The 22,895-nt window shown below is 64.2% G+C and carries 27 protein-coding genes and 1 pseudogene; 14 read left to right on the top strand and 14 right to left on the bottom strand.

The features are described from left to right. Window positions 1–63: 63 nt before the first annotated feature. Genes A3E1_RS0125840 through A3E1_RS0125825 form a run of 4 tightly spaced genes read right to left on the bottom strand, consistent with a single transcriptional unit; the run spans window position 64 to window position 2,444 of the window. Entirely contained in the window at window positions 64–1,506 is a 1,443-nt protein-coding gene (locus tag A3E1_RS0125840; RefSeq protein WP_020523690.1) for a putative PEP-binding protein, read from the bottom strand. Continuing rightward, window positions 1,503–1,760 carry an HPr family phosphocarrier protein gene (locus A3E1_RS0125835; protein WP_020523689.1) on the bottom strand — a complete coding sequence of 86 codons (258 nt, stop codon included), beginning with the start codon at window positions 1,758–1,760 and terminating at the stop codon, window positions 1,503–1,505. The genes A3E1_RS0125840 and A3E1_RS0125835 overlap by 4 nt, the downstream gene beginning before the upstream one ends. Next, window positions 1,753–2,214, bottom strand: a complete 462-nt coding sequence (locus A3E1_RS0125830) for a PTS sugar transporter subunit IIA (protein WP_040391837.1) — start codon at window positions 2,212–2,214, stop codon at window positions 1,753–1,755. The genes A3E1_RS0125835 and A3E1_RS0125830 overlap by 8 nt, the downstream gene beginning before the upstream one ends. Next, window positions 2,211–2,444 (bottom strand): glucose PTS transporter subunit EIIB, encoded by a 234-nt coding sequence (locus A3E1_RS0125825; protein ID WP_020523687.1) that lies wholly within the window; start codon window positions 2,442–2,444, stop codon window positions 2,211–2,213. The genes A3E1_RS0125830 and A3E1_RS0125825 overlap by 4 nt, the downstream gene beginning before the upstream one ends. Before the next feature lie 116 nt (window positions 2,445–2,560). Between A3E1_RS0125825 and A3E1_RS0125820 the strand changes: the two genes are divergently transcribed. Genes A3E1_RS0125820 through A3E1_RS0125810 form a run of 3 tightly spaced genes read left to right on the top strand, consistent with a single transcriptional unit; the run spans window position 2,561 to window position 5,507 of the window. Then, entirely contained in the window at window positions 2,561–3,295 is a 735-nt protein-coding gene (locus A3E1_RS0125820; protein ID WP_020523686.1) for a GntR family transcriptional regulator, read from the top strand. Beyond that, window positions 3,292–4,503 carry a PTS transporter subunit EIIC gene (locus tag A3E1_RS0125815; RefSeq protein WP_020523685.1) on the top strand — a complete coding sequence of 404 codons (1,212 nt, stop codon included), beginning with the start codon at window positions 3,292–3,294 and terminating at the stop codon, window positions 4,501–4,503. Before A3E1_RS0125820 ends, A3E1_RS0125815 begins: the two co-directional genes overlap by 4 nt. A gap of 17 nt (window positions 4,504–4,520) precedes the next feature. Further along, window positions 4,521–5,507 (top strand): YihY/virulence factor BrkB family protein, encoded by a 987-nt coding sequence (locus tag A3E1_RS0125810; RefSeq protein WP_020523684.1) that lies wholly within the window; start codon window positions 4,521–4,523, stop codon window positions 5,505–5,507. Between the two features lie 5 nt (window positions 5,508–5,512). Here the strand turns inward: A3E1_RS0125810 and A3E1_RS0125805 are convergent, their stop codons facing one another. From A3E1_RS0125805 to A3E1_RS48855, 4 genes are all read right to left on the bottom strand, one after another. Then, window positions 5,513–5,863: a hypothetical protein gene (locus A3E1_RS0125805; RefSeq protein ID WP_020523683.1), complete on the bottom strand. Its 351-nt coding sequence runs from the start codon at window positions 5,861–5,863 to the stop codon at window positions 5,513–5,515. 47 nt (window positions 5,864–5,910) lie between these two features. Further along, a complete protein-coding gene (locus A3E1_RS0125800; RefSeq protein ID WP_083929642.1) occupies window positions 5,911–6,714 on the bottom strand; it encodes an alpha/beta hydrolase family protein in 804 nt (267 codons plus the stop codon). Between the two features lie 66 nt (window positions 6,715–6,780). After that, window positions 6,781–7,191 carry a lipocalin/fatty acid-binding family protein gene (locus A3E1_RS42075; RefSeq protein WP_020523681.1) on the bottom strand — a complete coding sequence of 137 codons (411 nt, stop codon included), beginning with the start codon at window positions 7,189–7,191 and terminating at the stop codon, window positions 6,781–6,783. 9 nt (window positions 7,192–7,200) lie between these two features. Beyond that, on the bottom strand, window positions 7,201–7,329 hold the full coding sequence (locus A3E1_RS48855; protein ID WP_281167402.1) for a hypothetical protein: 129 nt from the start codon (window positions 7,327–7,329) through the stop codon (window positions 7,201–7,203). 385 nt (window positions 7,330–7,714) lie between these two features. On the opposite strand from A3E1_RS48855, the gene A3E1_RS0125785 reads away from it, so the two are divergent. Further along, a complete protein-coding gene (locus tag A3E1_RS0125785; protein ID WP_020523679.1) occupies window positions 7,715–8,446 on the top strand; it encodes an alpha/beta hydrolase in 732 nt (243 codons plus the stop codon). Here A3E1_RS0125785 and A3E1_RS0125780 read toward each other — a convergent pair. Next, complete coding sequence (locus tag A3E1_RS0125780) at window positions 8,439–8,891, bottom strand: methyltransferase domain-containing protein (RefSeq protein ID WP_020523678.1); 453 nt, start codon at window positions 8,889–8,891, stop codon at window positions 8,439–8,441. The two genes, A3E1_RS0125785 and A3E1_RS0125780, sit on opposite strands and share 8 nt — an antisense overlap. A 91-nt stretch (window positions 8,892–8,982) precedes the next feature. Here A3E1_RS0125780 and A3E1_RS0125775 point away from each other — a divergent pair, with 91 nt between their 5' ends. Further along, a complete protein-coding gene (locus tag A3E1_RS0125775; RefSeq protein ID WP_026208846.1) occupies window positions 8,983–9,480 on the top strand; it encodes a DUF2975 domain-containing protein in 498 nt (165 codons plus the stop codon). 7 nt (window positions 9,481–9,487) lie between these two features. Here the strand turns inward: A3E1_RS0125775 and A3E1_RS48030 are convergent. Beyond that, window positions 9,488–9,775, bottom strand: a pseudogene (locus A3E1_RS48030) (DUF1304 family protein); the annotation flags it as partial. Window positions 9,776–10,004: 229 nt separating this feature from the next. Here A3E1_RS48030 and A3E1_RS47385 point away from each other — a divergent pair. Further along, window positions 10,005–10,265: a hypothetical protein gene (locus A3E1_RS47385; RefSeq protein ID WP_157631738.1), complete on the top strand. Its 261-nt coding sequence runs from the start codon at window positions 10,005–10,007 to the stop codon at window positions 10,263–10,265. Window positions 10,266–10,275: 10 nt separating this feature from the next. Here A3E1_RS47385 and A3E1_RS0125760 read toward each other — a convergent pair whose 3' ends face one another. Then, a complete protein-coding gene (locus A3E1_RS0125760) occupies window positions 10,276–13,035 on the bottom strand; it encodes an AfsR/SARP family transcriptional regulator (protein WP_040391835.1) in 2,760 nt (919 codons plus the stop codon). A gap of 146 nt (window positions 13,036–13,181) precedes the next feature. Between A3E1_RS0125760 and A3E1_RS0125755 the strand changes: the two genes are divergently transcribed. The 4 genes from A3E1_RS0125755 to A3E1_RS0125740 all read left to right on the top strand — a co-directional run bounded on the left by A3E1_RS0125755 (window position 13,182) and on the right by A3E1_RS0125740 (window position 16,858). Next, window positions 13,182–13,610, top strand: a complete 429-nt coding sequence (locus A3E1_RS0125755) for a hypothetical protein (RefSeq protein WP_026208844.1) — start codon at window positions 13,182–13,184, stop codon at window positions 13,608–13,610. A 91-nt stretch (window positions 13,611–13,701) separates the two neighbouring features. Then, the gene (locus A3E1_RS42060; protein ID WP_157631737.1) at window positions 13,702–14,034 is read left to right on the top strand and encodes a low affinity iron permease family protein; all 333 of its coding nucleotides are present in this window, start codon (window positions 13,702–13,704) and stop codon (window positions 14,032–14,034) included. A 56-nt stretch (window positions 14,035–14,090) separates the two neighbouring features. Next, window positions 14,091–14,666: a hemerythrin domain-containing protein gene (locus A3E1_RS0125745; RefSeq protein ID WP_020523670.1), complete on the top strand. Its 576-nt coding sequence runs from the start codon at window positions 14,091–14,093 to the stop codon at window positions 14,664–14,666. Further along, window positions 14,663–16,858, top strand: a complete 2,196-nt coding sequence (locus tag A3E1_RS0125740; RefSeq protein WP_020523669.1) for a catalase — start codon at window positions 14,663–14,665, stop codon at window positions 16,856–16,858. Before A3E1_RS0125745 ends, A3E1_RS0125740 begins: the two co-directional genes overlap by 4 nt. Window positions 16,859–16,913: 55 nt before the next feature. Here the strand turns inward: A3E1_RS0125740 and A3E1_RS0125735 are convergent, their stop codons facing one another. Continuing rightward, a complete protein-coding gene (locus tag A3E1_RS0125735; protein ID WP_020523668.1) occupies window positions 16,914–17,120 on the bottom strand; it encodes a CsbD family protein in 207 nt (68 codons plus the stop codon). An 89-nt stretch (window positions 17,121–17,209) separates the two neighbouring features. Between A3E1_RS0125735 and A3E1_RS0125730 the strand changes: the two genes are divergently transcribed. From A3E1_RS0125730 to rox, 3 genes are all read left to right on the top strand, one after another. Continuing rightward, a complete protein-coding gene (locus A3E1_RS0125730) occupies window positions 17,210–17,752 on the top strand; it encodes a YciI family protein (RefSeq protein WP_020523667.1) in 543 nt (180 codons plus the stop codon). After that, window positions 17,752–18,852, top strand: a complete 1,101-nt coding sequence (locus A3E1_RS0125725) for an aminotransferase class V-fold PLP-dependent enzyme (protein ID WP_020523666.1) — start codon at window positions 17,752–17,754, stop codon at window positions 18,850–18,852. Before A3E1_RS0125730 ends, A3E1_RS0125725 begins: the two co-directional genes overlap by 1 nt. A gap of 108 nt (window positions 18,853–18,960) precedes the next feature. Beyond that, window positions 18,961–20,382 carry a rifampin monooxygenase gene (gene rox / locus A3E1_RS0125720; protein ID WP_026208841.1) on the top strand — a complete coding sequence of 474 codons (1,422 nt, stop codon included), beginning with the start codon at window positions 18,961–18,963 and terminating at the stop codon, window positions 20,380–20,382. Here the strand turns inward: rox and A3E1_RS0125715 are convergent. After that, a complete protein-coding gene (locus A3E1_RS0125715) occupies window positions 20,379–21,158 on the bottom strand; it encodes a DinB family protein (protein ID WP_026208840.1) in 780 nt (259 codons plus the stop codon). The genes rox and A3E1_RS0125715 overlap by 4 nt on opposite strands. Window positions 21,159–21,176: 18 nt before the next feature. Further along, window positions 21,177–22,208 (bottom strand): fatty acid desaturase family protein, encoded by a 1,032-nt coding sequence (locus A3E1_RS0125710; RefSeq protein ID WP_211215988.1) that lies wholly within the window; start codon window positions 22,206–22,208, stop codon window positions 21,177–21,179. A gap of 102 nt (window positions 22,209–22,310) precedes the next feature. On the opposite strand from A3E1_RS0125710, the gene A3E1_RS0125705 reads away from it, so the two are divergent. Then, complete coding sequence (locus A3E1_RS0125705) at window positions 22,311–22,844, top strand: helix-hairpin-helix domain-containing protein (protein ID WP_020523662.1); 534 nt, start codon at window positions 22,311–22,313, stop codon at window positions 22,842–22,844. The last annotated feature ends 51 nt before the right edge of the window (window positions 22,845–22,895 follow it).

The following is a 22,895-nucleotide window of genomic DNA, read 5'->3' as shown; positions in this document are numbered from 1 at the left end:
GGTCTAGACCGGACTAGACCACCATGAGACCCACTGCTTGTCAACACCCGGGGAAAGGGACGGTTAACCTATGGCGTTTTGCGCGAGTTCGCGGCATTGCTCCAAGGTGTAGGCAGAAAGTGCCGCCCGCACCGCCGCGATCGCGTGCGGGCTCATCGACAGGCTCGACATTCCGAGTCCAACGAGGACCGGTGCCAAACGGGGATCGGCGGCCGCCTCGCCGCACACGCCCGCGGGCTTGCCTGTCGCTTGCGCGGCTTGCCCTACCCATGAGATGAGCCTCAAAACGGCGGGGTGCCAAGGGTTCTGAAGTGGCGCCATCGCGGCCAGCTGCCGGTCGGCCGCGAGCGTGTACTGCACCAGATCATTGGTGCCAACGCTGACGAAGTCCACTTCGGACAGAATCTCGCGTGCCAGCACCGCCGCCGCTGGAACCTCAATCATGGCACCGGGACTGAGGCCAAACGACCGTGCCTGCGCGGCGAACCAGGCCGCGTCCTGCTGATCGCCAACCATCGGCGCCATCACTTGTGCGCCACCGGCCTCGGCTATCGCCCGCAGCTGAGCGGTGAGCACATCGGGATGCGCGCGAAGGGCGCGCAGACCGCGTACCCCCAAAGAGGGGTTAGGTTCTTGGGTTTTCGCCAGAAAGGGCAGCGGCTTGTCGGCGCCGGCGTCGAAAACCCTGATGACGACAGGCTTTCCTGGAAACGCGGCGATGACTTCGGCGTAGCCGGTCATGAATTCCGAGCGCAGCAGCCCAACGCCTTGCGCCCCAGCCGAAAGCGCCTGCGCGATATCGGCACTGGAGCCGATGTTGGCCTGCAGCAGCACTCCTTGCGGACCGCCGTTGGCAATAGCTGGCGTGGCAACGGGACGCGCCGCCGTCACACCCCGCGAAACCACGCCCGCATCAGAATCGACCGTCACCACCTCGCCATCGCGCAACGAAAGCGCCTCGGTCCACCCGGTGACCGCCGGAATTCCCATCGCCCGAGCCAAAATCGCGGTGTGGCTTGTCGGCCCGCCCTGCGCCGTCACGATCGCGATCACGCTTTCCTCAAGCGCCGCAAGGTCCGCCGGAGCCAGATCAAGAGCCACAACCACATGGGGGTACTCAATGAGCCCGCCTGTGCCCGGCAAGGTCCCCTGAGCCGCCCACACCGCACGCCGGCACACATCGTCAAGGTCGGCTGCCCGTCCCGCCGCGGCGATCCCCGGCCGGAAGCTGTCAAAAGCGTTACGCAGCGCCTCTTCAGCCGACTTGCCACCGTCCACAAACGACCGGACACGTTCGGCGAGCACCGGATCCTCGGCCATCATCGCCTGTGCCTCCAGAATGGACGCGGCGGCTGGAGTGCGAAGGCCTAGCTCCCGCAACGTTTGCGCCACTCCGCTTAGCGCGCCAAGCGCCCGCGCGTATTCCCGGTTAGGCGAACCCGTTACCGCGTCTGGTCCCGTGGGCTGAAAGTCCAGCCGCACCACCGGGCCGCTGACGGTGCTCATATCAAATCCTGAGCCAATAGTGCGGCTAGCTCATCAAGCACCTGAGGCGGACCGTCGGCGGAAAGGATGACCTCCTCGCCCTGCCGCACATCGAGCGCGATGACGGACAGGATGCTTCGCGCGTCCGCGGCGTGCCCGTTGACGCGGCGGATCGTCACGGGCAGGCCGGTCGTCCCCACCGCCTGGACGAAAACGGCGGCTGGCCGAGCGTGCAGCCCTGAGGCCAGCGCGACGCGGACGGTGCGTTCAGCCACTATGCCGCCAGGTGAACAGGCTCGCCCCTGCGCGGATGGCCCCTTCGGCCAGCGACTCCAGCGCGTCGCGTGGCGCGTCAAGAGCGACCACCGGGCAGATAGCGCTAAGGCCCGCTTGCGTGACACACACAGGCAGCCAGCGCATCACCGGTTCCCCGGCTTCAATCACCTGCTTCTCGCGCGCGATCAGTTCGGTGGCCGACCCGTTGAGCCGCACGGTGTCGATGCCCAGGTGCACCAGCACCGCGCGCCTGCCTTCGGCGGCGATGATGAAGGCGTGTGGTTTGAGTTTGAGCAGGCGGCCGGTCATCGGGGCGAGGACCGTTTGCGCGGTCTCCTCGGGCACGATGGCCACGCCTGGGCCGACAAGGACCTCGGAGAACACCGGATCCGGAACCTGCTGGAGTGGGACGGCAACCCCATCCAGCGGCGCGATGACCACCACTTGCCTCACATCAAGTCTTCGATTTCGCCAGCGAGCGTGTCCGCCTCTGGCCCCACGATTACCTGCACTATCCGCCCAGCTAACAGGACGCCGTGCACCCCAGCCGATCTTAAGACCGCCTCGCTGACCAGCCGGGCATCGACCACCTCACTGCGCAGCCGGGTGATGCAGGGTTCGATCTCCACAATATTGTTCACACCGCCGAGCCCAGCGACTATCTGTTCCGCTTTACTGGCCATGCGAGCGTCTCCTCGGCCGAGGGGTAGGTGGACTGGTCTCGTAGAGTTGACAACAGTAGACACCGTCTGGTCTAGTCCGGTCTAGACGTGATTCCCCATCACGTTAGGAGAGTCCCTTGTCACTCGACCGGCACCAGCCCAAGCACTTGCAGCTGCGCTACATTCTGCTTGACTTGATCGAGGCGACGGACGAGCCGGATGAGCCGATTCCCAGTGAACGCGAGCTAGCCGCCCATTATGGCGTGGCCCGGATGACCGTCCGGCAAGCCGTCGAGTCGCTGGTCGCCGAGGGACGCCTGTTCAAGGTCACCGGCAAAGGCACCTTCATCGCCAAGCCCAAGCTTGACCTGCAAGCCCGGCTCACCTCGTTTAGCGAAGAGATGACCAGGCGCGGGATGCGGCCGGGATCGGCGATCCTCGAATTCGGCGTGGTCCGCGCGACCGCCCACCTCGCCCGCCAGCTCACCTGCGAGCCCGGCGACGACCTGGTTCACCTCAAACGGCTGCGGCTGGCCGATGACATGCCGATGGCTATCGACAGCACCTGGCTGCCACACCGGCTCGTGCCCGGGATGACAGCGCCGACCTCGTCGCTCTTTGACGATCTGGAAAAGCGGTTCAGCCTCGTCCCCGATTGGGGTGAAGACACGATCGAGGCAGGAACAGCCGACGCCGAACTGGCTGGACTTCTTGGCGTGCGGGCGGGCGCCCCCGTGCTGCACATCGAGCGCCATGCTTACGCTGGGCCAGTCCTGGTGTCATACTCAGTCTCCTTTTACCGGGCCGACAGGTACAAACTTTGGGTCCCGCTGGCCCGGCCCCTTCCTTCGAAGCGCCGGAGGGAAACGTGACCTCAGTCTTTGGGGTGCTACAGCGCGTCGGACGCAGCTTGATGATGCCCATCGCCGTCCTTCCGATCGCTGGACTCCTGCTTGGCCTCGGCCGGCCCGACCTCGCCCGCCGACTCGGCCTGCCGCCGGACAACCCGGTTTCACAGGTGTTGCTCAACGCCGGTGAGGTCGTCTTCGATCATCTGCCCCTGCTGTTCGCGGTCGGTGTCGCGATTGGATTCGCCCGCAAAGCAGACGGCACGACGGGACTGGCCGCCGTCGTGGGTTTCCTTGTCTTCGACGCGGTCTATGACGTCGTCGCGGAGTACAACAAGGTCAATGACGAGCTCGTGACCATGGGCATCCTGGGCGGCATCGTCATGGGACTGGTCACCGCCTTGCTCTATGACCGGTTCCATCGCACCAAACTGCCGTCCTATCTGGCGTTTTTCGGCGGGCGGCGGCTGGTGCCGATCCTCGCGGGCCTGGCCGCCGTGGTCAATGGTGTCGCGTTAGGACTCCTGTGGCCGGTCATCGGCCGTGGGTTCAGCGCCGTGGGCAACTGGATCGTCGCCTATGACACCGTCGGCGCCGGCGTTTACGGGCTGATCAACCGGCTGCTGGTTCCCCTTGGGCTGCACCACATTCCCAACAGCCTGGTCTGGTTTACCTTCGGCGAGTTCGAAGGCAAGACCGGTGACCTGAACCGCTTCTTCGCCGGCGACCCGCAGGCTGGCGGTTTCATGACCGGGTTCTTCCCCATCATGATGTTCGCACTGCCCGCCGCGTGCCTGGCCATGATTCACACAGCACGTCCTGAACGCCGCAAGGCCATCACCGGCCTGCTCGGCTCAGCCGCGCTCACGTCCTTCCTGACCGGCATCACCGAGCCGATCGAGTTCGCCTTCGTCTTCGTCGCCCCCGTGCTCTACGGTGTGCACGCGGTCCTAACCGGACTGTCGATGGTCATCATGAACGCTCTCGGCGTGCGCGACGGCTTCACCTTCTCGGCCGGGTTCATCGACTGGAGTCTCAATTTCGCCAACGGCAACCATGAAAAGCCGTGGCTCATCTTCCTGGTCGGTCCCATTTACGCGGCGGTCTACTACTCCGTGTTCCGGTTCATGATCGTGCGGTTCGACCTCAAAACACCGGGCCGCGAACCCGAAGAAGAACCGGTGGCCGAGCCTAAGGTCCCGGCGGGCATGGCACATACATCGCCGGCATAGCGGGTATCAGCTGCTTTGTGGGAACTGATGTAACCTCGGCGCCGCCACCGGACGCGGGACCGGATTCTCCGGCTCAGCTCGGCTTGCGCGGCTGGCGCGCCGCGATCGTCATGACAGCCAAACAGTTCAAGGAAGACAACCTGAGTGTTTGGGCGGCGGCCCTGACCTACTACAGCGTCCTGTCACTGTTTCCGGGACTGCTGGTCCTGGTGGCGGTGCTTGGGCTGCTTGACGATTCGCTGACGCAGTCATTGCTGAACAATGTGACGCCGATCGTGCCCGGCCCGGCTCGCGACATCGTGACGGCCGCCGTGAGCAATGTCCAGCAGGGCCAAGGCAAAGCGGGGCTGGCCGCTGTCCTGGGCCTAGCCGTGGCCACGTGGTCGGCCTCCGGTTATGTCTCAGGCTTCATGCAGGCGTCCAACGCGATCTATGACGTGCCAGAGGGACGGCCGGTCTGGAAGACGGTCCCGATCCGCCTTGGCGTCACCCTCATCACCGGCGTGCTGCTCGTCGCCAGCGTGCTGATCGTTGTCCTCAGCGGACAGTTAGCCGAGCGGGTAGGGGAAGTCTTCGGCATCGGTGCAGCCACGGTCGGGATATGGAACGTCGCCAAGTGGCCGGTCCTCGTGCTGATCGTGGGCCTGTTATTCGCCATCCTCTACTGGGCTTGCCCCAACGCACGCCAAGGCGGGTTCAAGTGGGTCAGCCCGGGCGGGTTCGTCGCGGTGGTGCTGTGGGTCGCGGTCTCGCTGCTCTTCGCGGTGTACGCGGCGAATTTCGCCTCGTATGACGCCACTTACGGCACGCTCGGGGGCGTCATCGTCTTCCTGACTTGGCTATGGCTGAGCAATCTCGCGATCCTGTTCGGAGCCGAACTCAACGCCGAGCTGGAGCGCCGCCGGGCTATCGCCGCAGGGCACCCGCCGGAGCAGGAGCCCTACATGCAGCTGCGTGACAGTTCCAAAGCCGAAGGTGCCCCGGAGGAGCTGGGCGATTCATAGGAGTGTCAGCCCGCGGCTTTGTCCAGGCGCTGCAACAGGTCGTGCGCGGCGAGCTCGACGTCTTTGTGCCGCCACTCCATCGCCCGGTAGACGCAGGCGATTAACCCTGTGCGGTGCAGCTTTTTGAAGTCGCCGTAGCCGAAGGCGTACCGTGCCTTGGTTTCGTCGTTGGCGTCGATGGTTAACCCCAGGTGCCAGTTCGCGTAGTCGTCCCAGGAATTCTTCTCCAGGAAGGCGTTCTGCGCGGCAGCGTCAGGCTGGGATTCACCCCAGTCGCTGTCGAGCACGTATTTACCCTCGGTGATCAGCTTGCGGGCGTGCTCAACGGCGGCGTCGTTAACTTCGTATTTGGCCATAACGGTCCCTTACCCCGCTATGGCCAGGAACAAAAGGTCCCGTGTGGTTACAGCACGCCGTGGGTTTGATACCACGAGCGCACGCGCGAGAGCATCAGCGCGTCGAAGGCGATCTGCGCATGGTCATAGCCGGCGTAAACGTGGAACTGATGCGTTACGCCATTCGCGGTCAGGATGCTGTCTAGGGCACGGTCCAGCGCGATCGACACGACCTGGTCGGCGTCACCGTGATGCAGCTGATAGGGCGTCACGATCTGTTGTGCCGCAGCACGTTTCGTGGCGTTCGGCCCGTCACCGACGCCACCGGCCGTGTGCGATGCCGCCCGGAAATCACCGGTGTGTGTGCCAAGTGTCTGTCCAGTCACGAACGCACCCATGCTGTGCCCGTGAGCGGCCACTCGCGCGGTGTCCACGCCGCTGACACACGCTAGAAGCTCGCGTGCCTTGTGTGCCCGCTGCACATTGGCCGCTGAGGCGCCGTCGCCGCCGTTGGGCAGGTTGCCCTGGTCTTCGGCATCAGGCGCGTGCGTGTACATGGTGGCGATCACGGCCAGTCCCCAGGTGACCATCGTGCGGCCAATGGTCGCCGAGTAGCCGCGCGGCGTGCCGCCTTTGCCGTGGCTGACAACGACCGCTGGAAGCGAACTCGTCGCGCTGGGGAGAAGCAGGACACCTTCCAAGGCGTACGCGACGCCCTGGTCGGTTGACCGGTAGGTCCACGTGGCGCCCGCGACGGTGCGGGGGTTGCCACTGATGACAAACGCGGCACAGTTGACGCTTGCCGCGTGCGCCGGAGCCGGGGCGAACACGACCGCCGCTGCCGCGACGAGCATCGCCAAACTTGTTCTCATAGTGCCGGCACGTTCCGGCACGAACGTCAAGACATCGTGCGATTTAAGTAAAGCGATGGAAAGGCTTTACAGCATCTTGAGCCCGAGCTCACGAGACTGCTTTTCCAGCTCGTTTCCGGGGGAGCGGGCAATGAGATCCATCCCGGCTGGGGTGACGAGCGACTTCGCGAACGTGATGACCGCCCACTCATAGCCGGGATCCCATTGGCTGACCTGCCAGTCGCTGCGCAGCAACCGAAGCGCACCAGCTCCGCGCCACCGGTAGGTCGGCACGTCACCGGGAAGCCGGGTGTCGATGCCAAGGATCTGCCGTTCCCGCCCACGGCGCACATAGGTGACGCGGTCACTGAGCCGGCCCGGCTCCAGCTGCTCGTAGTGAAAACGCGGCTGGGTCCGGCCGCCAGCCACCCACATCGGGAAGTTCGAGGCGACGATGTGCCACGTACCCACAAAAAGCTGCTCATCAAAGGCGGCCATGCCCTTAGGCTAGATCATCGCGATGACCTCGCCGGTAGTGCGCACGTCACCAAAGGTGCGGTAGATCGTGTGCAGGGTGGCGTTGTGGTCCTGATCGCGGCGGGCGGCGTTGCCGTTGGCGAGCATGATGACCCGCAAGCCCAGAGTGCTGGCGTCGCGTGCCGACGACTCGCAGCTGACCGCTCGCCCGCGCCGGGAAGGACCCAGGCCACCGTGCCCCCAGCGGCTCGCAGATGCCGAGCGATCCGGCTGATGTTGGGCACGATGCCGCGGCAATATGCCGACTCCGCAACGAAAAACGGGACCATATCAATCACGACGAGGGCCGTGCGTGCCGGTTCAAGGTGGGCGAACGCGTGCCGTCGGCCCCGGCGTGACTCCTGCCGCGCGTACTCACGTTCCTCGATCATCCACGAATGACCCTTCGGCTCCATGTCCGTGACCCTAGTCCAGTGCGGACCCTCCATATTGGACGTTCCTGTTAGGATGGGAGCGTTCCCATCGCTCCTCTGAGAGGTTCATCGTGCGAAAGACCGGACTCCTTGCCCTGCTGCTGGTCATCTCCGCGTGCACGAGCCCGCCGTCGGCCCAGCCAGCGGGCCCGATCGCCGGCCCGGAATGCGCCGACTTGCACGCCACGCAAAAGCGAGTGACCTTCGGCCCGCAGCTGACAGGCGTCGTCTTCGGCACGGGCAAGACTGGCATCGTGCTCGCCCACCAAAACGGCGGCTCGGTCTGCGAATGGATCCCGAAAGCCACCGAACTCGCCACCCGTGGCTACCGCGTGCTTGCCTTCGACTTCGCCGGGTTCGGCGGCTCAGCCGCGGGCAATGACAGCATGCCAGCGAACATCAAGGCCGCGGTCCAACAGCTGCGTGCCGAAGGCACCAGCAAAGTGGTCCTCATAGGAGCTTCCATGGGAGGTACTGCGGCAGCCGTCGCCGCCGCCGAGATATCGCCCCCGGTCGACGGCCTCATCACCGTCTCGTCGCCGGTTATCTTCAACAGCGTCAACGCGGAGTTCGGCCTGCAATCCCTGACCATCCCCATGCTCTTCGTCGCGGCCAGCAACGACGCCTCGTTCGCGCGTGCGGCCAACGAGCTCAAAGCGGCCGCAAAGAAGAGCAGCAGCGCGGAGGTCTACCTAGCCGAGGGCAGCAGCGCGCACGGCGCCTGGCTCATCTTCCCCATCGACGGCCACAAAGGCGCCATCGCCGCCGTAGACGCGTTCTTCACTCAGCACGCTCCTATTTAGACAGTCCGCTGTGGTGACGTAGGATCTGCAACTCGCGCAGGGGGTTGCCGCCGTCGATGAACAGGCGGGCGCCAGGGCGGGTGGCGGCCGCGATGCGTTGCAGTACTTGCTGTCCGGCTCCGGGGTGGCGTCCGTCCAGGGCGCCGACGCGCACCGCGAAAACCAAGTCGAAGGGTTGCTCGCCGGGCTGCAGCACGAAGTCTTCACCCGGGCACTGGCGCACGCTCATCCGGCCAGCGGCGATTTCTGAGGCTGCGGCTGAGGTTGCTTGTGCGATCGCGCTAGCCGACCGGTCGATGGCGAGGATGTGGCCGGTGGTCAGGCGAGCGGCCACGGCCCGGGCGGCTGCTCCGGGGCCACAGCCGATTTCGAGCACCCGGAAACGCGGCTCCAGCGGCAGAGCCTCGACGATCGCCGCGAGGCGGGGCGATAGGTGTGTGTTCACTGAACCATTGTGACCAATGTGTGAAGGACACGTTTGCGCAGCCTATCGAATGACGATAGGTTTCCATCGTGGCTCGATCGAGGGAGAGATGATGGGAAAGCTGACGGTGCTGTCGCTGCGGGCGGTGCTCGTGGGATTGCTTGGCGGCTCGCTGTTCGTGCAGACCGTCATGGTGGCGCTACTGGCCAACGACATGAAAGACATGGACCCTGAGCTGGCCTACCTGCGTACGCCGATTCTCGCGATTGTGGTGCTGGGCATCCTGACCGCTCAGGTCGTCGTGGTATGTGTCTGGAAGCTCGTAACCATGGTGCGGCAGGGGACCGTATTCTCCTCCGGCGCCTTCCGCTACGTACACATTGTTATCGGTGCCTTTGTAGCGGCGGCGTCGCTGATGTTTGCCCTCGGATTCCTTTTGGCACCAGGTGAACCCGTAGCGCCCGGCGTGGTTTTGCTCATCGGCGGCATAGGCGTCGCGATCCTCGGGGTCGCCCTCGTCGTTGGTGTGCTGCGGATGCTGCTCGCCCAAGCCGTGGCCCGCGATGCGGAAGCGACACGGTTGCAGGCCGATCTGCAAGCGGTGATCTGAGCGCCGGTTACGCGAAGGTGGCGATGAGAGCGATGAGCGCCAGCGAGCTGGAACTGATCGTGCCGATCACGCTGCCGCCGCGCGGACGCCAGAACCCGAGTAGGTCCGCGACTCCCATGGCGAGACTGGCGAACAGCATGTAGGACAAGGCGGTTATGACGACCGCCCGTCCCGCATCTGGGTCACCGGTGCGCACTATTACCAGCCCGACGATCGCCGCGATCCCGGCGAGCATGTTCCTCGTGCCGACGACGAACGCCCACATCCGGACGTCACCAAGGTTGTCCGCCTCGACGCGAAGGAACTTCCGCGCCTAGGGCTGATTGAAGAAGACCATCTCGAGCGGGGCGACGCCGATGTGAGCCAATGCGCTGACGAGAGTCACGATTTGCGCGAAACCGTTCACGAATCCGCCTTCCGAGTCAGACATGTCGGTGCTGGAAGCATGAAGCACCCATTGATGGGTACGCGGTCAAACACGCCGGCGGCTTGCTTGTCGAACATGCGTTCGATAGCCTGCCGTGGTGCTACTGAGACGTCTTGTCGAAATGGGTGAATGTACTGATGCGCAAGGGATTCTGGCTCTCACGGTCCGGCTCTACACGGGTGCGGTAGGAGCGTGGGAGCTGGAAGTCCGTGAGCCACATAGTGGTCGCGAGATCTGCCAGCGCTATGAGACAGAAGCGATCGCGCGAGGCGCCATCGAGGCCGCCTACGAGCACGGCCGCCAATTTGGGACATGGCGGGTGCAGCGGGCTCGCGACTATAAGCCCACGGGCCAATAGTGTTCCGGCTTCAGGATGCGGGCAGGGCTTCAAGCTTGCTCTGCACGACGCCGGCGTCGGCATGGCCAAACTCGATCAGGATGTCGACCGCTTGCAGCCACACCTCGCGTGCCGCGGTGACGTCACCGACAGCGACGTGGGTGTCCCCGAGGTGCACGAGCGCGTTGGCTTTGCTGTAGCGCGCGCCGATGCCGTCGAGGATCTCCAGTGCCTGCTGGTAACACGCGATCGCTTCCGTGTGCCGGCCCAGGTGGTGTTCAGCGACGCCGAGGCTGTCCCACGTAGCGGCGAGGCTGTACGGCGTGCCTGCCGCCCGGTGCAAGGGGAGCGCCTGCTGACAGTAGGCCACGGCCTGCTCATGCTGCCCGAGCCGGGAATGCATCCAGCCCAGCGAGTTCAGCGCCCTGCCCACGCCCGCCTGATCGTCTGACTCCTGAAAGAGGTGCAGGGCATGCAAAGCGTGCTCGATCGCCTTGTCCAGCAAATCTTGCCGCCCGTAGATCCAGCTTATGGAGCGATGGGTGTTGGCGCGGCCGGTGTGATTGCCTTGTGAGCCATACAGTTCCAGTGCCTTACGCAGGCTGGCGTGTGCCTCCTCAAAGCGGCTCAGGAGTCCATAACCGCGGGCGAGATAGCGGCGAGCTTGCGCGGCGGCTTCACGGTCGCCTAGACGGTCGGCCGCCGCGATCGCGATCATTTGTGTGTCAATGATTTCGTGCCAGCAACCTTGCCGGTCGAGTCCTTCGTTGAGGACCCAGGCGAGCTGCCAGGCGTAGGAGTCGTATCCGGACTCGATCGCCTTGCCCATCATCGCCTGCAGGGCGGAGCGCTCCGAGGTGAACCACTGGAAGGCATCGACGTGGCCGCCGAAACTTTCCGGGGTGACATCGTGCGGGCACGCGGCAAGGGTAATCGGCTCCCGTTGCGAGTTCAGCGCCAGCGTCGCCGCATGTCCACTGTGGACGAAGTAGGCGAGCAGGCGTTGCGTCGCGTCCCGGCGCTGCTGCCCGGTTTCGTGGACACCCGTTTGCTCGACAGCGAAAGCCCGCAGGAGGTCGTGGAAGGAGTACCGTCCCGGCACGGTTTCCGCGAGCAGGCTCGCCCGTGTCAGTTCCGTGAGCAGCGAGCGCGCCTCAGCAACGGGAACCCCGGCCAGACTCGCGGCCGCGTGCTCACCGAGATCGGGGCCAGGATGCAGCCCTAGCAACCGAAATAGCCGGGCCGCGGCTTCACCAACGGTTTCGAACGACCATGAGAACACAGCTCGCAAGTCGGCCGCGGGATCGGGCTCGTGGAAGGCGCTCAGGTCGACCCGTGTCGCGCGCAGTTGCGATGCCAGCCGGCTCAATGGATAGTCGGGTTGGAGCGCGGCGCGAGCGGCCACGACTGTTAACGCCAGGGGGAGAGCAGCGCACCGGCTGATGATCTCGTCTGTCGCGGCGGGCTCCGCGCCGACCCGCCGTGGACCAATCCGGTGATTGAGCAGCTGTCGTGCCTCCGCCGCGGACAGCACGTCCAAAGAGACCGGTCGTGCGCCCTCGCCGGCGACCAGACTCGTCAGCCGTCCCCGGCTGGTCACCACCACCAGGCAACCTGGCGCTCCAGGCAGCAAAGGCCGCACTTGCTCGGCATCGCGTGCGTTGTCCAATACCACCAATACGCGCCGCCCGGACAAGACGCTGCGGAACAAACTCGCCCGCGCTTCTACCTCCTCTGGCACGGAGCCCGCCGGCACACCGAGCCCTGACAAGAATCCCCGCAGTACCTCCGAGGGCTGCCGGGGAGCCCCTGACGGATCAAAGCCTCGCAGGTTCGCATATAGCTGCCCGTCAGGGAACTGGCTCACCGTGCGGTGCGCCCAATGCACCACTAACGCCGACTTGCCAATCCCGGCCGCACCTGACACCGCCGCGATCGACAGCGGCGGCAGCGTCCCGCTCACACTCCCATCCAGTAGTCCGTCAAGCACTTTCAGGGCCTCGTCGCGGCCCACGAACCCGGCCACATCAACCGGCAGTTGCCGTGGCACCACTGCCGCCTGAAGTGACCCCGACGGCTGCGCTGGCTCTAGCGCGGCCGACAGCAAGTGCGCATGAAACGCGCGTAACTCTGGACCCGGATCCGCTCCCAGTTCCTCGGCAAGCCGCACCCGGAACGCCTCGAACCGCTCCAGCGCCTCAGCCCGGCGGCCGCTGCGATCCAGCACCCGCAATAGCCGTGCCACCAACGGTTCCCGCAGCGGGAACCGAGAGGTCAATTCCACCAACTCGACAGCTAAGCCATCTATGCGGCCGGCATCAAGGTCCAAATCGATGCGCCGCTGAGCCGCTGTTATGAACCGCTCTATCAATCGCGGCGCCTCCACGACTTCCAGCCACGAAGACTCCACTCCGCCAAAGGGCACATCCCGCCACAAGGCCAGCGCCTCGGCCAAACGCTGCCTTTCGGTCGCCGCGTCACCTTGATCGAGGAGACGTACGAAATGGACGGCATCCACCTCGGCTCGAAGCACGTAGCCAGCCGGACCTGACTCGATCACGTCCGTCCCCAGCAACCCGCGCAGCCGGGTCAGATAGGTGTGCACGCTCGCCCGGGGATTGCGCGGCAAATCCGCACCCCAAACTGCCTCGGCGAGCATGTCGAGTGACACCGCACGCCCCGCCGACATGGCGAGCACCACCAGCAGGACCGCCGGGCGCCCGCTCACCCGCACCGGCTGGCCATCCACCAGCACTTCTAACGCACCTAAGAGCCGCACCTGCAAACGCACGAACCAAGACTGGCATAACCGGTTCAGAATTCCGGAAGGGGCGGCAGTCGGTGAAAGAAAGCTGCACGCCTTTGTACCGGTGACGTTAAGTGCGCGTTCGGCGCCTATTAAATGACGCTCAAATTCGCGCAGCATGGGAGTCGCCAATGACGTCGCAGGATATCGCCGTAATGCGAGAACAGCTCGCGGATTATTGGCGTCAGCGCTGGCAGCTCGACGTCGTGGAGCAAGCGGAAAAGTCCGTGCGTGCCGCTTATGAGGCCAGGTTGCAGGCGCGGATCAGTGAAATGATCGGCGATCTGCAGGACCAGGGCGCCCGCGTCGCCGAAGCCCGCCGCAGCCAAAATCTGCCGGCGATCATCGCGGCAGAGTCCAAATACGGCGCTATGCGCCGTGAGGCGCAAGACCGGGAGTGTCAGTTACAGGAGCAGCGGGCTAAAGCCGAAGAAGTCGCGGCCGCCTACCACGACACGCGCGCCGAATTGCAGCAGCGGATCCACCGGCTGCAGCGGGCGATCGCCAAGTACACCGAACAGCTTGATACCGAGACTCGCCTTCGGCCGCCTTCGCCCTAATATCACAAGCGACCGTTTATCCGCGGGTGACCATTGGGTAACCACGTGCATGGTTAATGGCAACGAACGGGTACGCGGAGGCCTGTCGGCCTTGGCGCGGGCGATCGTCGATGCCGCCGGGTCGGCATGGTCGGCAGCGATATCGATCGGGCTGGCCGCCATGTGGCTCATAGTCGGTTTCGCCAGTGGGTTCACCGAACACTGGACGCAAATTCTCGTCGCCGTAACGAGTGTATTCACCTTCATCATGGTGTTTCTCATTCAGCACACCACCGGCCGCGAGTCCCGCGCGCTCATGCTCAAACTTGATGAACTGATCCGGGCCACCCACGGCGCCCGCGACGAACTGATCGCGGCAGAAGCACAGCCTTTAGAAGAACAAGAACGCCTTGAATCGCAGCTGCAAGATCAGGCATCCCGATAGGTTAGAAGTCCGGAGGTTGGGTATGACGGCGAATACCGAAATACCTTGGGGGCCAGATGCCAGGCGCGGAACCGGACGTCGTGGACCTACTGCTGTCGCACCATCAGCAAATTAAGTTGCTATTCAGCCAGCTCGATGCCGCTCAAGGCGACCACAAGCAACAGTTGTTCGCCGATCTAGTTAGTTTGCTGGCCGTACATGAAAGCGTAGAAGAACTAGTCGTTCACCCGCTGGCGCAGGACAAGCTTCCTGACGGCGATACGGTGGTGCCAGACAGGCTCGCCGAAGAGCAAGACGCTAAACAAGTATTGGCTCGCTTGCACGAGATGGGTGTCGCCGATCCGGCGTTTGACGCCGAGTTGCTGGAGTTGCGCGACGCTGTCAGCGCCCACGCGAAAGCGGAAGAGCAGCTTGAGTTTCTCCGGCTGCGTGAGGTGACCGATCCAGCAACGTTGCGAAGGCTTGCCGCCGCGGCCCGTGCCGCGGCGGCGCTGTCGCCCACGCAACCGCATCCAGAGGTGCCACCGACCGCGACGGCGAATCTATTTCTCGGCGCGCCGATAGCCGTATTCGACCGTGTCCGCGACGCACTATCTGACGCGATGAGTGCCGGAGCGAAGGAAACGCCATGACCGCCAAACCGAAGAAAGCCACACCGGCCAAGAAGAACTCAAAACCAGCGGCGAAGAAAGCCGTGGCCGCGTCGGGTGGCGATCTCAAAGAAACCCAGCTGCGAGCGCACCGGATCGATAAGCAAGACACCGTGCTGACCACCGATCAGGGGATTGTTGTCGACGACACCGACAACGCCCTGAGAGCGGGGCCGCGCGGGCCGAATCTCCTGGAGGACTTCCACCTCCGGGAAAAGATCATGCGGTTCGACCACGAGCGGATTCCAGAGCGGGTCGTGCACGCCCGGGGGTCCGGCGCACATGGCTTCTTCCAGCCTTACGGAAACGAGCTCGCCGCGTACACGAAAGCGGATTTTCTCATTGACCCGAGTGTGCAGACGCCCGTGTTCGTGCGGTTCTCAACTGTGCAAGGATCGCGCGGGTCCACCGACACACCTCGTGACGTGCGTGGTTTCGCGGTGAAGTTCTATACCCAGCAAGGAAATTTCGATCTCGTCGGGAACAACATGCCGGTCTTCTTCATCCAGGACGGCATCAAGTTTCCTGACATCATTCACGCCGTCAAACCCGAACCGCACCATGAGATGCCACAGGCAGCGTCGGCGCACGACTCGTTCTGGGATTTCGTTACCCAGCAACCAGAAACAATGCATCACGTCATCTGGCTCATGTCTGACCGGGCGATCCCGCGCAGCTTCCGCACGATGCAAGGCTTTGGTGTGCACACCTTCCGGCTCGTCGACGGCGGCGGAAAGTCTACGTTCGTTAAGTTCCACTGGAAACCGGTGGCTGGCACCCATTCCCTGGTGTGGGACGAAGCGCAGAAGATCTCCGGAAAAGACCCGGACTTCAACCGCCGTGACCTTTGGGAATCGATCGAATCAGGCGCGTACCCGGAATATGAACTAGGCGTGCAACTGATCGCTGAGGAGGACGAGTTCGCCTTTGACGGGATCGACCTGCTCGATGCCACCAAACTTATCCCTGAAGAGCTGGTCCCGGTGACGCCCGTGGGGCGGATGGTGCTCAACCGTAACCCCGACAACTTCTTCGCCGAAACCGAACAGATCGCGTTCAGCGTCGGCAACGTCGTCCCGGGTATCGACTTCACCAACGATCCACTCATGCAAGCGCGGCTATTCTCCTATTTGGACACCCAGCTGACTCGCCTCGGCGGGCCAAACTTCGCCCAGATTCCGATCAACCAGCCGGTGGCGCCCGTACGGCACCACCAGCAAGATGGCTTCCATCAGCACGCGATCCCGCTGGGGGAAGGCAACTACCATCCGAACACGACCGGTGGCGGCTGCCCGTTCATCGCCGGGGCTGACAACGCTTTCAAGCATTTCCCGCAAGAGGTCGACGGAGTCAAACTGCGCAAGCGTGCCGAGACGTTCGCCGATCATTACAGTCAGGCCACTTTGTTCTGGAACAGCATGAGCGCTTGGGAAAAGGAACACATTGTCGCCGCATACCGCTTTGAGCTCGGCAAGGTAACACGCATGCCCATCCGGGAACTGATGGTCGAGCACCTCGCGCGAATCGACCACAGTCTCGCTGTCTCTGTCGCGGCAGGCGTCGGCGTCGCCGCGCCGGCGAAGGCCGTCAAGAATCACGGCAGATTCTCCGCGGCGCTGAGCCAGGATCAGCAGCCTCCGGGGCCCATCACGGGCCGCAAAGTCGCGGTATTGGTCGCTGACGGGGTCGAGGCGACGGGTGTCAAGGCGATCCAGGAAGGACTGGCTGCTCAAGGCGCAGTGGTCGAACTGCTGGGGCTCGTTGATGGCATCGTCAAAGCGGCCAGCGGCAAGACTTTACCTGTCGACCGGGCGATGAACACGGTCTCGTCTGTGCTTTACGACGCGGTCGTGGTCGCGGGAGGCACCGAGTCAGCGGATGCTCTGGCTGACGACGGCTACGCTGTCCACTTCATCGCCGAGACGTACAAGCACGCCAAGCCACTGGCCATCCTCGGTGAAGGTGAACAAGTTGTGCGTCAAGCTCGGCTGCCGATCTTCGAGGCATCTGATAGGCCGGGCAAGAAGGCCAGTAAGCCGATGGCCGGCGCACTAGACGGTGTCGTCGCGGTGAAGGCGGGCCAGAAGGTGACGAAGGCTGTGGTGGAGCAGTTCGCTGAGGCGATCGCCGCGCACCGTCACTTCGATCGTCCCGTCAATGGGATCGCCGCCTAGGGCAAAGACGATAGTGGCCGGCCTCGATGAGGCCGGCCACAAATCGTTTGGTGCGTTAGCGGTCTAGCACATCCTTGGCCGCGTCTGTCACGTCGTTGGCGGCGTCTTTGACGTGCTCACCGGCTTGCTCTAGGCCAGCCTTGGCCTGGTCGGCGACGCCTTCGGCTTCGAGTTCTTCGTTGCCTGTTACTTCGCCGGCCTTTTCTTTGGCCTTGCCCAGCGCGTCTTCAGCGGCATTACCGATTTTGTCATCGATACCCATATCCCGACCCCTCAGTCAATACATTGACACTGGCCTACATATACCCGGTGGTGCGCGCAAGCAAACACGAGCATGGTGGACTGTGAGACATGGAGTTCTTCTGCTACCACCGCGACCGGGCCGGCTCGGCCGCCTTGCGCGACGAGCTGTTGGAGGAGCACTGGTCCTACATGGACCGCTTCGCCAAGGAGCTGATCGCTAGGGGACCGACCTTCTCCGCTGACGGCACACCCACCGGCAGCGTGCACATCGCCGATCTGCCGGACGCGGCCGCCGCTCGGGCGTTCGCCTTCGAAGAACCCAATTACCAAGCCGGTGCGTACCGCGACGTCATGCTCCGCCGGTGGCGCAACGTTCTTGGCCGCACCATGTGGGAGTTCCCCGGCGACCGGGAGGCCAGCAACCGTTACCTCGTCATCGGTCTGGGCTCCGGCACGCACGAAGAGCCCGTTCCGGCTAACAGTGAAACGCTAATCGCGTTTGGCCCGCTGCTTTCTGACGATGGCGCGACCTGGCTGGGCACAGCCGCTCTCGTGATGGCACCGGATGCGGCCACGGCACGCGAAACGCTGACAGCGAGCAGATACGCCAGCATCGAAGTGCACGACTGGACGTTCGGGGGGCGGCGCTGATGAAGGTGCGTGCGCTGTTTCCCGCCTTAGCCGAGGCCACCGTGCGGCTCGATGGCCCTGCGGGATCCCAAACACCACAGCCGGTACTAGACGCCATCACCGGATACTTAACAACCCGCAACGCCAACATGGGCGCGGTGTTCAGCCATAGTCTCGCGACCGCCGAGGTGGTGGCGCAGACGCGGACCAAGGCGGCCCGGTTCCTCGGTGCGAGTTCGCCTGAGGAGGTCGTGTTTGGACTCAACGCGACGTCGCTGAACCTCACGCTATCCCGTTGGGCCACGCAAGCTTTGCGTCCTGGTGACGAAGTCATCGTCACGACCCTCGATCACGATTCCAACATCGCCCCGTGGACACAGGCCGCCGAAGATCTCGGGCTGACTGTGCGCACGATCGGCATTGGCGCCGATACGCGTCTGGATCTGGCCGCGCTCGCGGCCGCGCTTAGCGACCGTACGCGGATCGTGGCCTTTCCCTACGCCAACAACGGAATTGGCACCGCTGTCGACGTCGCCGCGGTGGTGGAACTAGCGCACCGAGCGGGAGCGCTCGCGTGGGCGGACCTCACCCATTGGGCTCCGCACGCCCCAGCACAGGTCGCGGCACTCGGTGTGGATGTGGCGATCTGCTCGGCGTACAAGTTCTTTGGCCCTCATGTGGGTCTCGCCTACGTCAGGGGAGGGGCGGCGGGACGGTTCGAGCACGGGACGCTGCCGTTTGAGTCGCTGGCCGGCCTGTCAGCCGCACTGGACTATTTGGACAGTGTGGGCTGGGCGGCGATCGCTGCTCACGAAACCCAGCTGGGGCAACGGTTCCTCGACGGTATCCCGGAGGGCTGGCGTTTGCATGGCGTGCCGGCGATGTCAGAACGGACCGCTACCTTCGCCCTGTCGCTGCCTGGTCATCATCCCGTCAGCCTGGCCAAAGCACTTGCGGCGCAAGGCATCGCCGCTGGCGCTGGGCGGTTTCACTCTGGCAGCGTGTTCGACGCGATCGGCTTGCCTGACGGCGCGTTGCGGATCGGGTTTCTGCATTACAACACGGCCGATGAGGTGGACCGGGTGATCGGGGCGCTGAAGGCGTTGAGTGGGGGCAAATGAGGAGGAGAACTCCTTGCCACTTCTAACATATACCGCACCTGGGGGCTTGCGGCAAGACCGGGGCTAGGGAGCAGAATCGCAGGCTGTCGCCTTGAAATGGGGGTTTTCATGATTGACGTCATCGTCGCCGGGGGCGGGCCGGCCGGCTTGATGCTGGCCTGTGAGCTGCGTCTGCACGGTGTGCGGGTGGTCGTGCTGGAGAAGGAGACGGAGCCACCTGCGTTCATCCGGGCGCTCGGTCTTCACGTGCGCAGCATCGAGGTGATGGACCAGCGCGGTTTACTGGAGCGGTTCCTCGCTGTCGGCAAGCAGCATCCGCTGCGCGGTTACTTCGCAGGAATCGACAAGCCCGCGCCCGAGAGGCTGGACACCGCGCACGGTTACGTTCTGGGCATCCCGCAGACCGTTTCTGATCGCTTGCTAGCCGAGCGTGCAGCCGAGCTGGGCACCGAGATCCGCCGCGGCTGCGAAGTGACCGGGCTAAGCCAGGACGACGACGGCGTGACCGTTGAGCTGGCTGATGGCACGCGGCTGCGGTCGCGCTATCTGGCAGGCTGCGACGGCGGCCGCAGCACGGTCCGCAAACTGCTCGGCGTGGGATTCCCCGGCGAACCGTCCAAGGCGGACACCTTGCTGGGGGAAATGGAAGTCACCGCGTCCGCCGAAACGGTGGCCGAAGTGACCGCCGAGATTCGCAAGACCCAGAAGCGATTCGGCCTCGGGCCCATCGGTGACGGCGTGTACCGGGTCGTGGTGCCCGCCCGGGAGGTGGCTGAACAGCGCTCGGAGACGACCCTTGAGGAGTTCAAGCGGCAGCTGCTGGCGGTCGCTGGCACGGACTTCGGTGTGCACTCGCCGCGCTGGCTGTCGCGCTTCGGCGATGCCACCCGGCAAGCCGATCACTATCGCGTGGGCCGGGTATTTCTGGCAGGCGACGCGGCGCACGTCCACCCGCCGATGGGCGGGCAAGGCCTCAACTTGGGCATCCAGGACGCGTTCAACCTTGGCTGGAAACTGGCCGCTCAGATCGCGGGCTGGGCACCCGGCGGGCTGCTGGACACCTATCACGCCGAGCGGCATCCGGTGGCCGCTGACGTGCTGAACAACACCCGTGCACAGGCGGAGCTGATTTCCACCGAGGCGGGTCCTCAGGCCGTTCGCCGGTTGTTAACGGAGCTGATGGATATCGATGAGGTGAACCGGTACCTGATCGAGAAGATCACCGCGATCTCCGTCCGTTACGACTTCGGCGAGGGTCACGAGCTTGTCGGCAAGCGGTTGCGCGATATCAGCCTGAAGCAAGGCCACCTCTACGGGCTGATGCATCGCGGCCGGGGACTGCTGCTCGACCAGACGGGCCAGCTTTCGGTGACGGGCTGGGAGGATCGGGTCGATCACGTCGCCGATGTCAGTGAGGAACTGGACGCGCCCGCCGTGCTCCTGCGGCCTGACGGCCACGTGGCGTGGGCGGGCGACGATCAGCGGGATCTGCTTAGCCATCTCCCGAGCTGGTTTGGCGCACCATCCTAAGTGGACAGTCGTGTTTCGAGGATGTCCAAGTCGCGCTCGGCGTAAAGGCGATGCTCCCACTCCTCGTTGAGGATGACTGACAAGCATTCCCGGACGGGAAAGCTGTGTGGGGGTGGCCAGCCGGGCGCGTCGACGGCCGTCGTCTGACTGTCGAGAAACTCTGGCGTGAGGTCAGTGAGCACCTGGTCCACGGTGGCCATGCGGTCGTAACGCAGCTCGAGCACTTCATCGAGGCTCGGGCGCGCGGTGCGATCGCGGGGAATGCCAGGTGTGTCAGGCATTTCGTCCCACGGCAAGCCCAGCGGATGCCAGGATGCCGGGTCGCCGAGGATCGCCCGGCGTACCCAGGAATCGGTGGCGAAAACCAAGTGGCGCAAGGTTTCGAGGAAAGACCATTCGCCATCGACGGAGTCATCAAGTAGTTCGGGTGGCAGGCGCCGGGCCCGCGCGACGGTGGCGGCCCACAGTTTTTCCAGTGTGGCCCAGGCTTCCTGGAAACCAGTCACGTCGGTGGGACGCATCTTCGCCCGGTCGGGGTAGCGGCGGTCCAGTTCCGCGTTGACTAGCGGAGTGACATCAACCCCGTTGACGATCAGTTTCTGGATCTCGCCGCAGATATCCACATTGACCAGTTCAACACCGCGCATGACGACCTCGTTGAGGGCGACACCACGAAATTGGGCCCCGCTGAGGTCGACATCGCGCAAGTTCGCACCGCGCAAGTCGACGTGCTCAAAGCGGGACCCACTCATATCGGCATGGAGAAATTCACCCATGCTTGCCAACCTAGTGCGTTACCGCGCCCGCAAGGGAGCACCAACCTCGTGCAGGTGCCGCAGCGCCTGACGGTAAGAATCGATAAGGCTGGAGTCTTGGTACGGCACACCGATCTCGGCGCAGAACTGGCGCACGATGGGCTTGGCGTGCCGCAGATTCGGCGACGGCATACTCGGGAACAGATGATGCTCGATCTGGTGGTTGAGCCCGCCCAGAGCGGCGTCCATCAGCCGGCCACCGGTCACGTCGCGTGACGTGATTACCTGCTTGCGCAGGAAGTCCATTCCTTCTTCGGCCATCGGCATGCCCTTGTGATTGGGGGCGAACGTCGAACCCAGGTACAGACCGAAAAGGCTCTGGTGCACGGCGATGAACAGCAGTGCTTTACCCACTGGCAGCATCGCGAACACCAGTGCCAGATAGCCGATCACGTGCACGGTGAAAAGCACAATCTCCACCTTGCGGTGTCGCATGTTCTTGCGGTTGCGCAGTGCCGTGGCACTGGCGACGTGCAGGTTCAGGCCTTCCAGAAGCAGCAGCGGGAAGAACAAGAACGCCTGCCATTTGCCAATGAACGCCGGAACGCCCTTGCTGGCACGGGCCTGGTCGGCCGACCAAACCAGAATGTCCGGAGACACATCGGGATCGTGGTCCTCGTGATTGGGGTTGGCGTGGTGGCGGGTGTGTTTGTCCATCCACCAGCCGTAGCTCATGCCGATGCCGAGGTTGCCGGCGATCAGGCCGGCGATTTCGCTAGGCCGGCGTGAGGTGAAGACCTGCCGGTGCGCCAGGTCGTGTGCGACGAGGGCGACCTGTGCGAAGACGATCGCCATGAACGCGGCGACCGCTAACTGAAGCCAGGAGTTTCCAATAACGACAAAGGCCGCCCAGCCCAAAATATAGGCCGCGGCGACCCCACCGATGCGCAGGGCGTAGTAGACGGGTCTTCGCTCGAGCAGGCCGGCCCGGCTGATCCGCTCGGACAACCGCGCGAAGTCACTGCCGCGGGCAGCGACCGCTGGCGGCTCCAGCACCATCGTGTCAGTCATTGATCAAGTGTGTCGAATCGCCCATAACTACGGAATCCCGCCAGCCACCGCATCCGTGCGGGGGCTAGCACTACCATCGGCGACCGAATGCGAAAGTAAACTATGACCACGTTCGCTCAATTGCGCAAGACCGCGCTTTCCCTGCCCGAGGCCGCTGAACAGCGTAATGACGAGGGCATGTCGCGTTTCACCGTCAGTGGGAAGACGTTCGCGGCGCTGGCAGAAGGCAATATCGTGCGGCTTCACGTCGCGGATGCCGATGCCGATGCCGTTCTCGCCGAGCACCCAACGGCGCAGCGCCTGACGGCCGCCGCCGGGGTTCAGGTGCCCCTTGCCGACATCAATGGCCAGCAGCTCAATCACTGGGTCCGCCGCGCCTGGCTCTGGCATGCTCCGAAGCGGCTGGCCAGCCAGGCCGCTGCCGCCGACGCCGCCGTGCCGGGCGCGGTCGGTGACTTGCCGAAGGCGATCGGGAAACCGGCCACGCAAGCGCTCGTCAACGCTGGCATCACGACTCTGGACGAGCTCGCTAACATCACCGAGGAGCAGCTGAAAGCCATGCATGGCATGGGTCCGAAAGCTATTCGCCTTCTCGGTGAGGCTCTTGTCGCCAGTGGACGGTCGCTCAAGTCTTAGCCCGTATGGCTAAACAGTGCCGGCCAGGCGGAAACCTGGCCAGCACTGTTT

This window comes from Catelliglobosispora koreensis DSM 44566, from assembly GCF_000379685.1.
Classification (GTDB): Bacteria; Actinomycetota; Actinomycetes; order Mycobacteriales; family Micromonosporaceae; genus Catelliglobosispora; species Catelliglobosispora koreensis.
The sequence above is the reverse complement of the archived record's forward strand: the minus strand, read 5'-3'. Positions and strand labels throughout refer to the sequence as shown.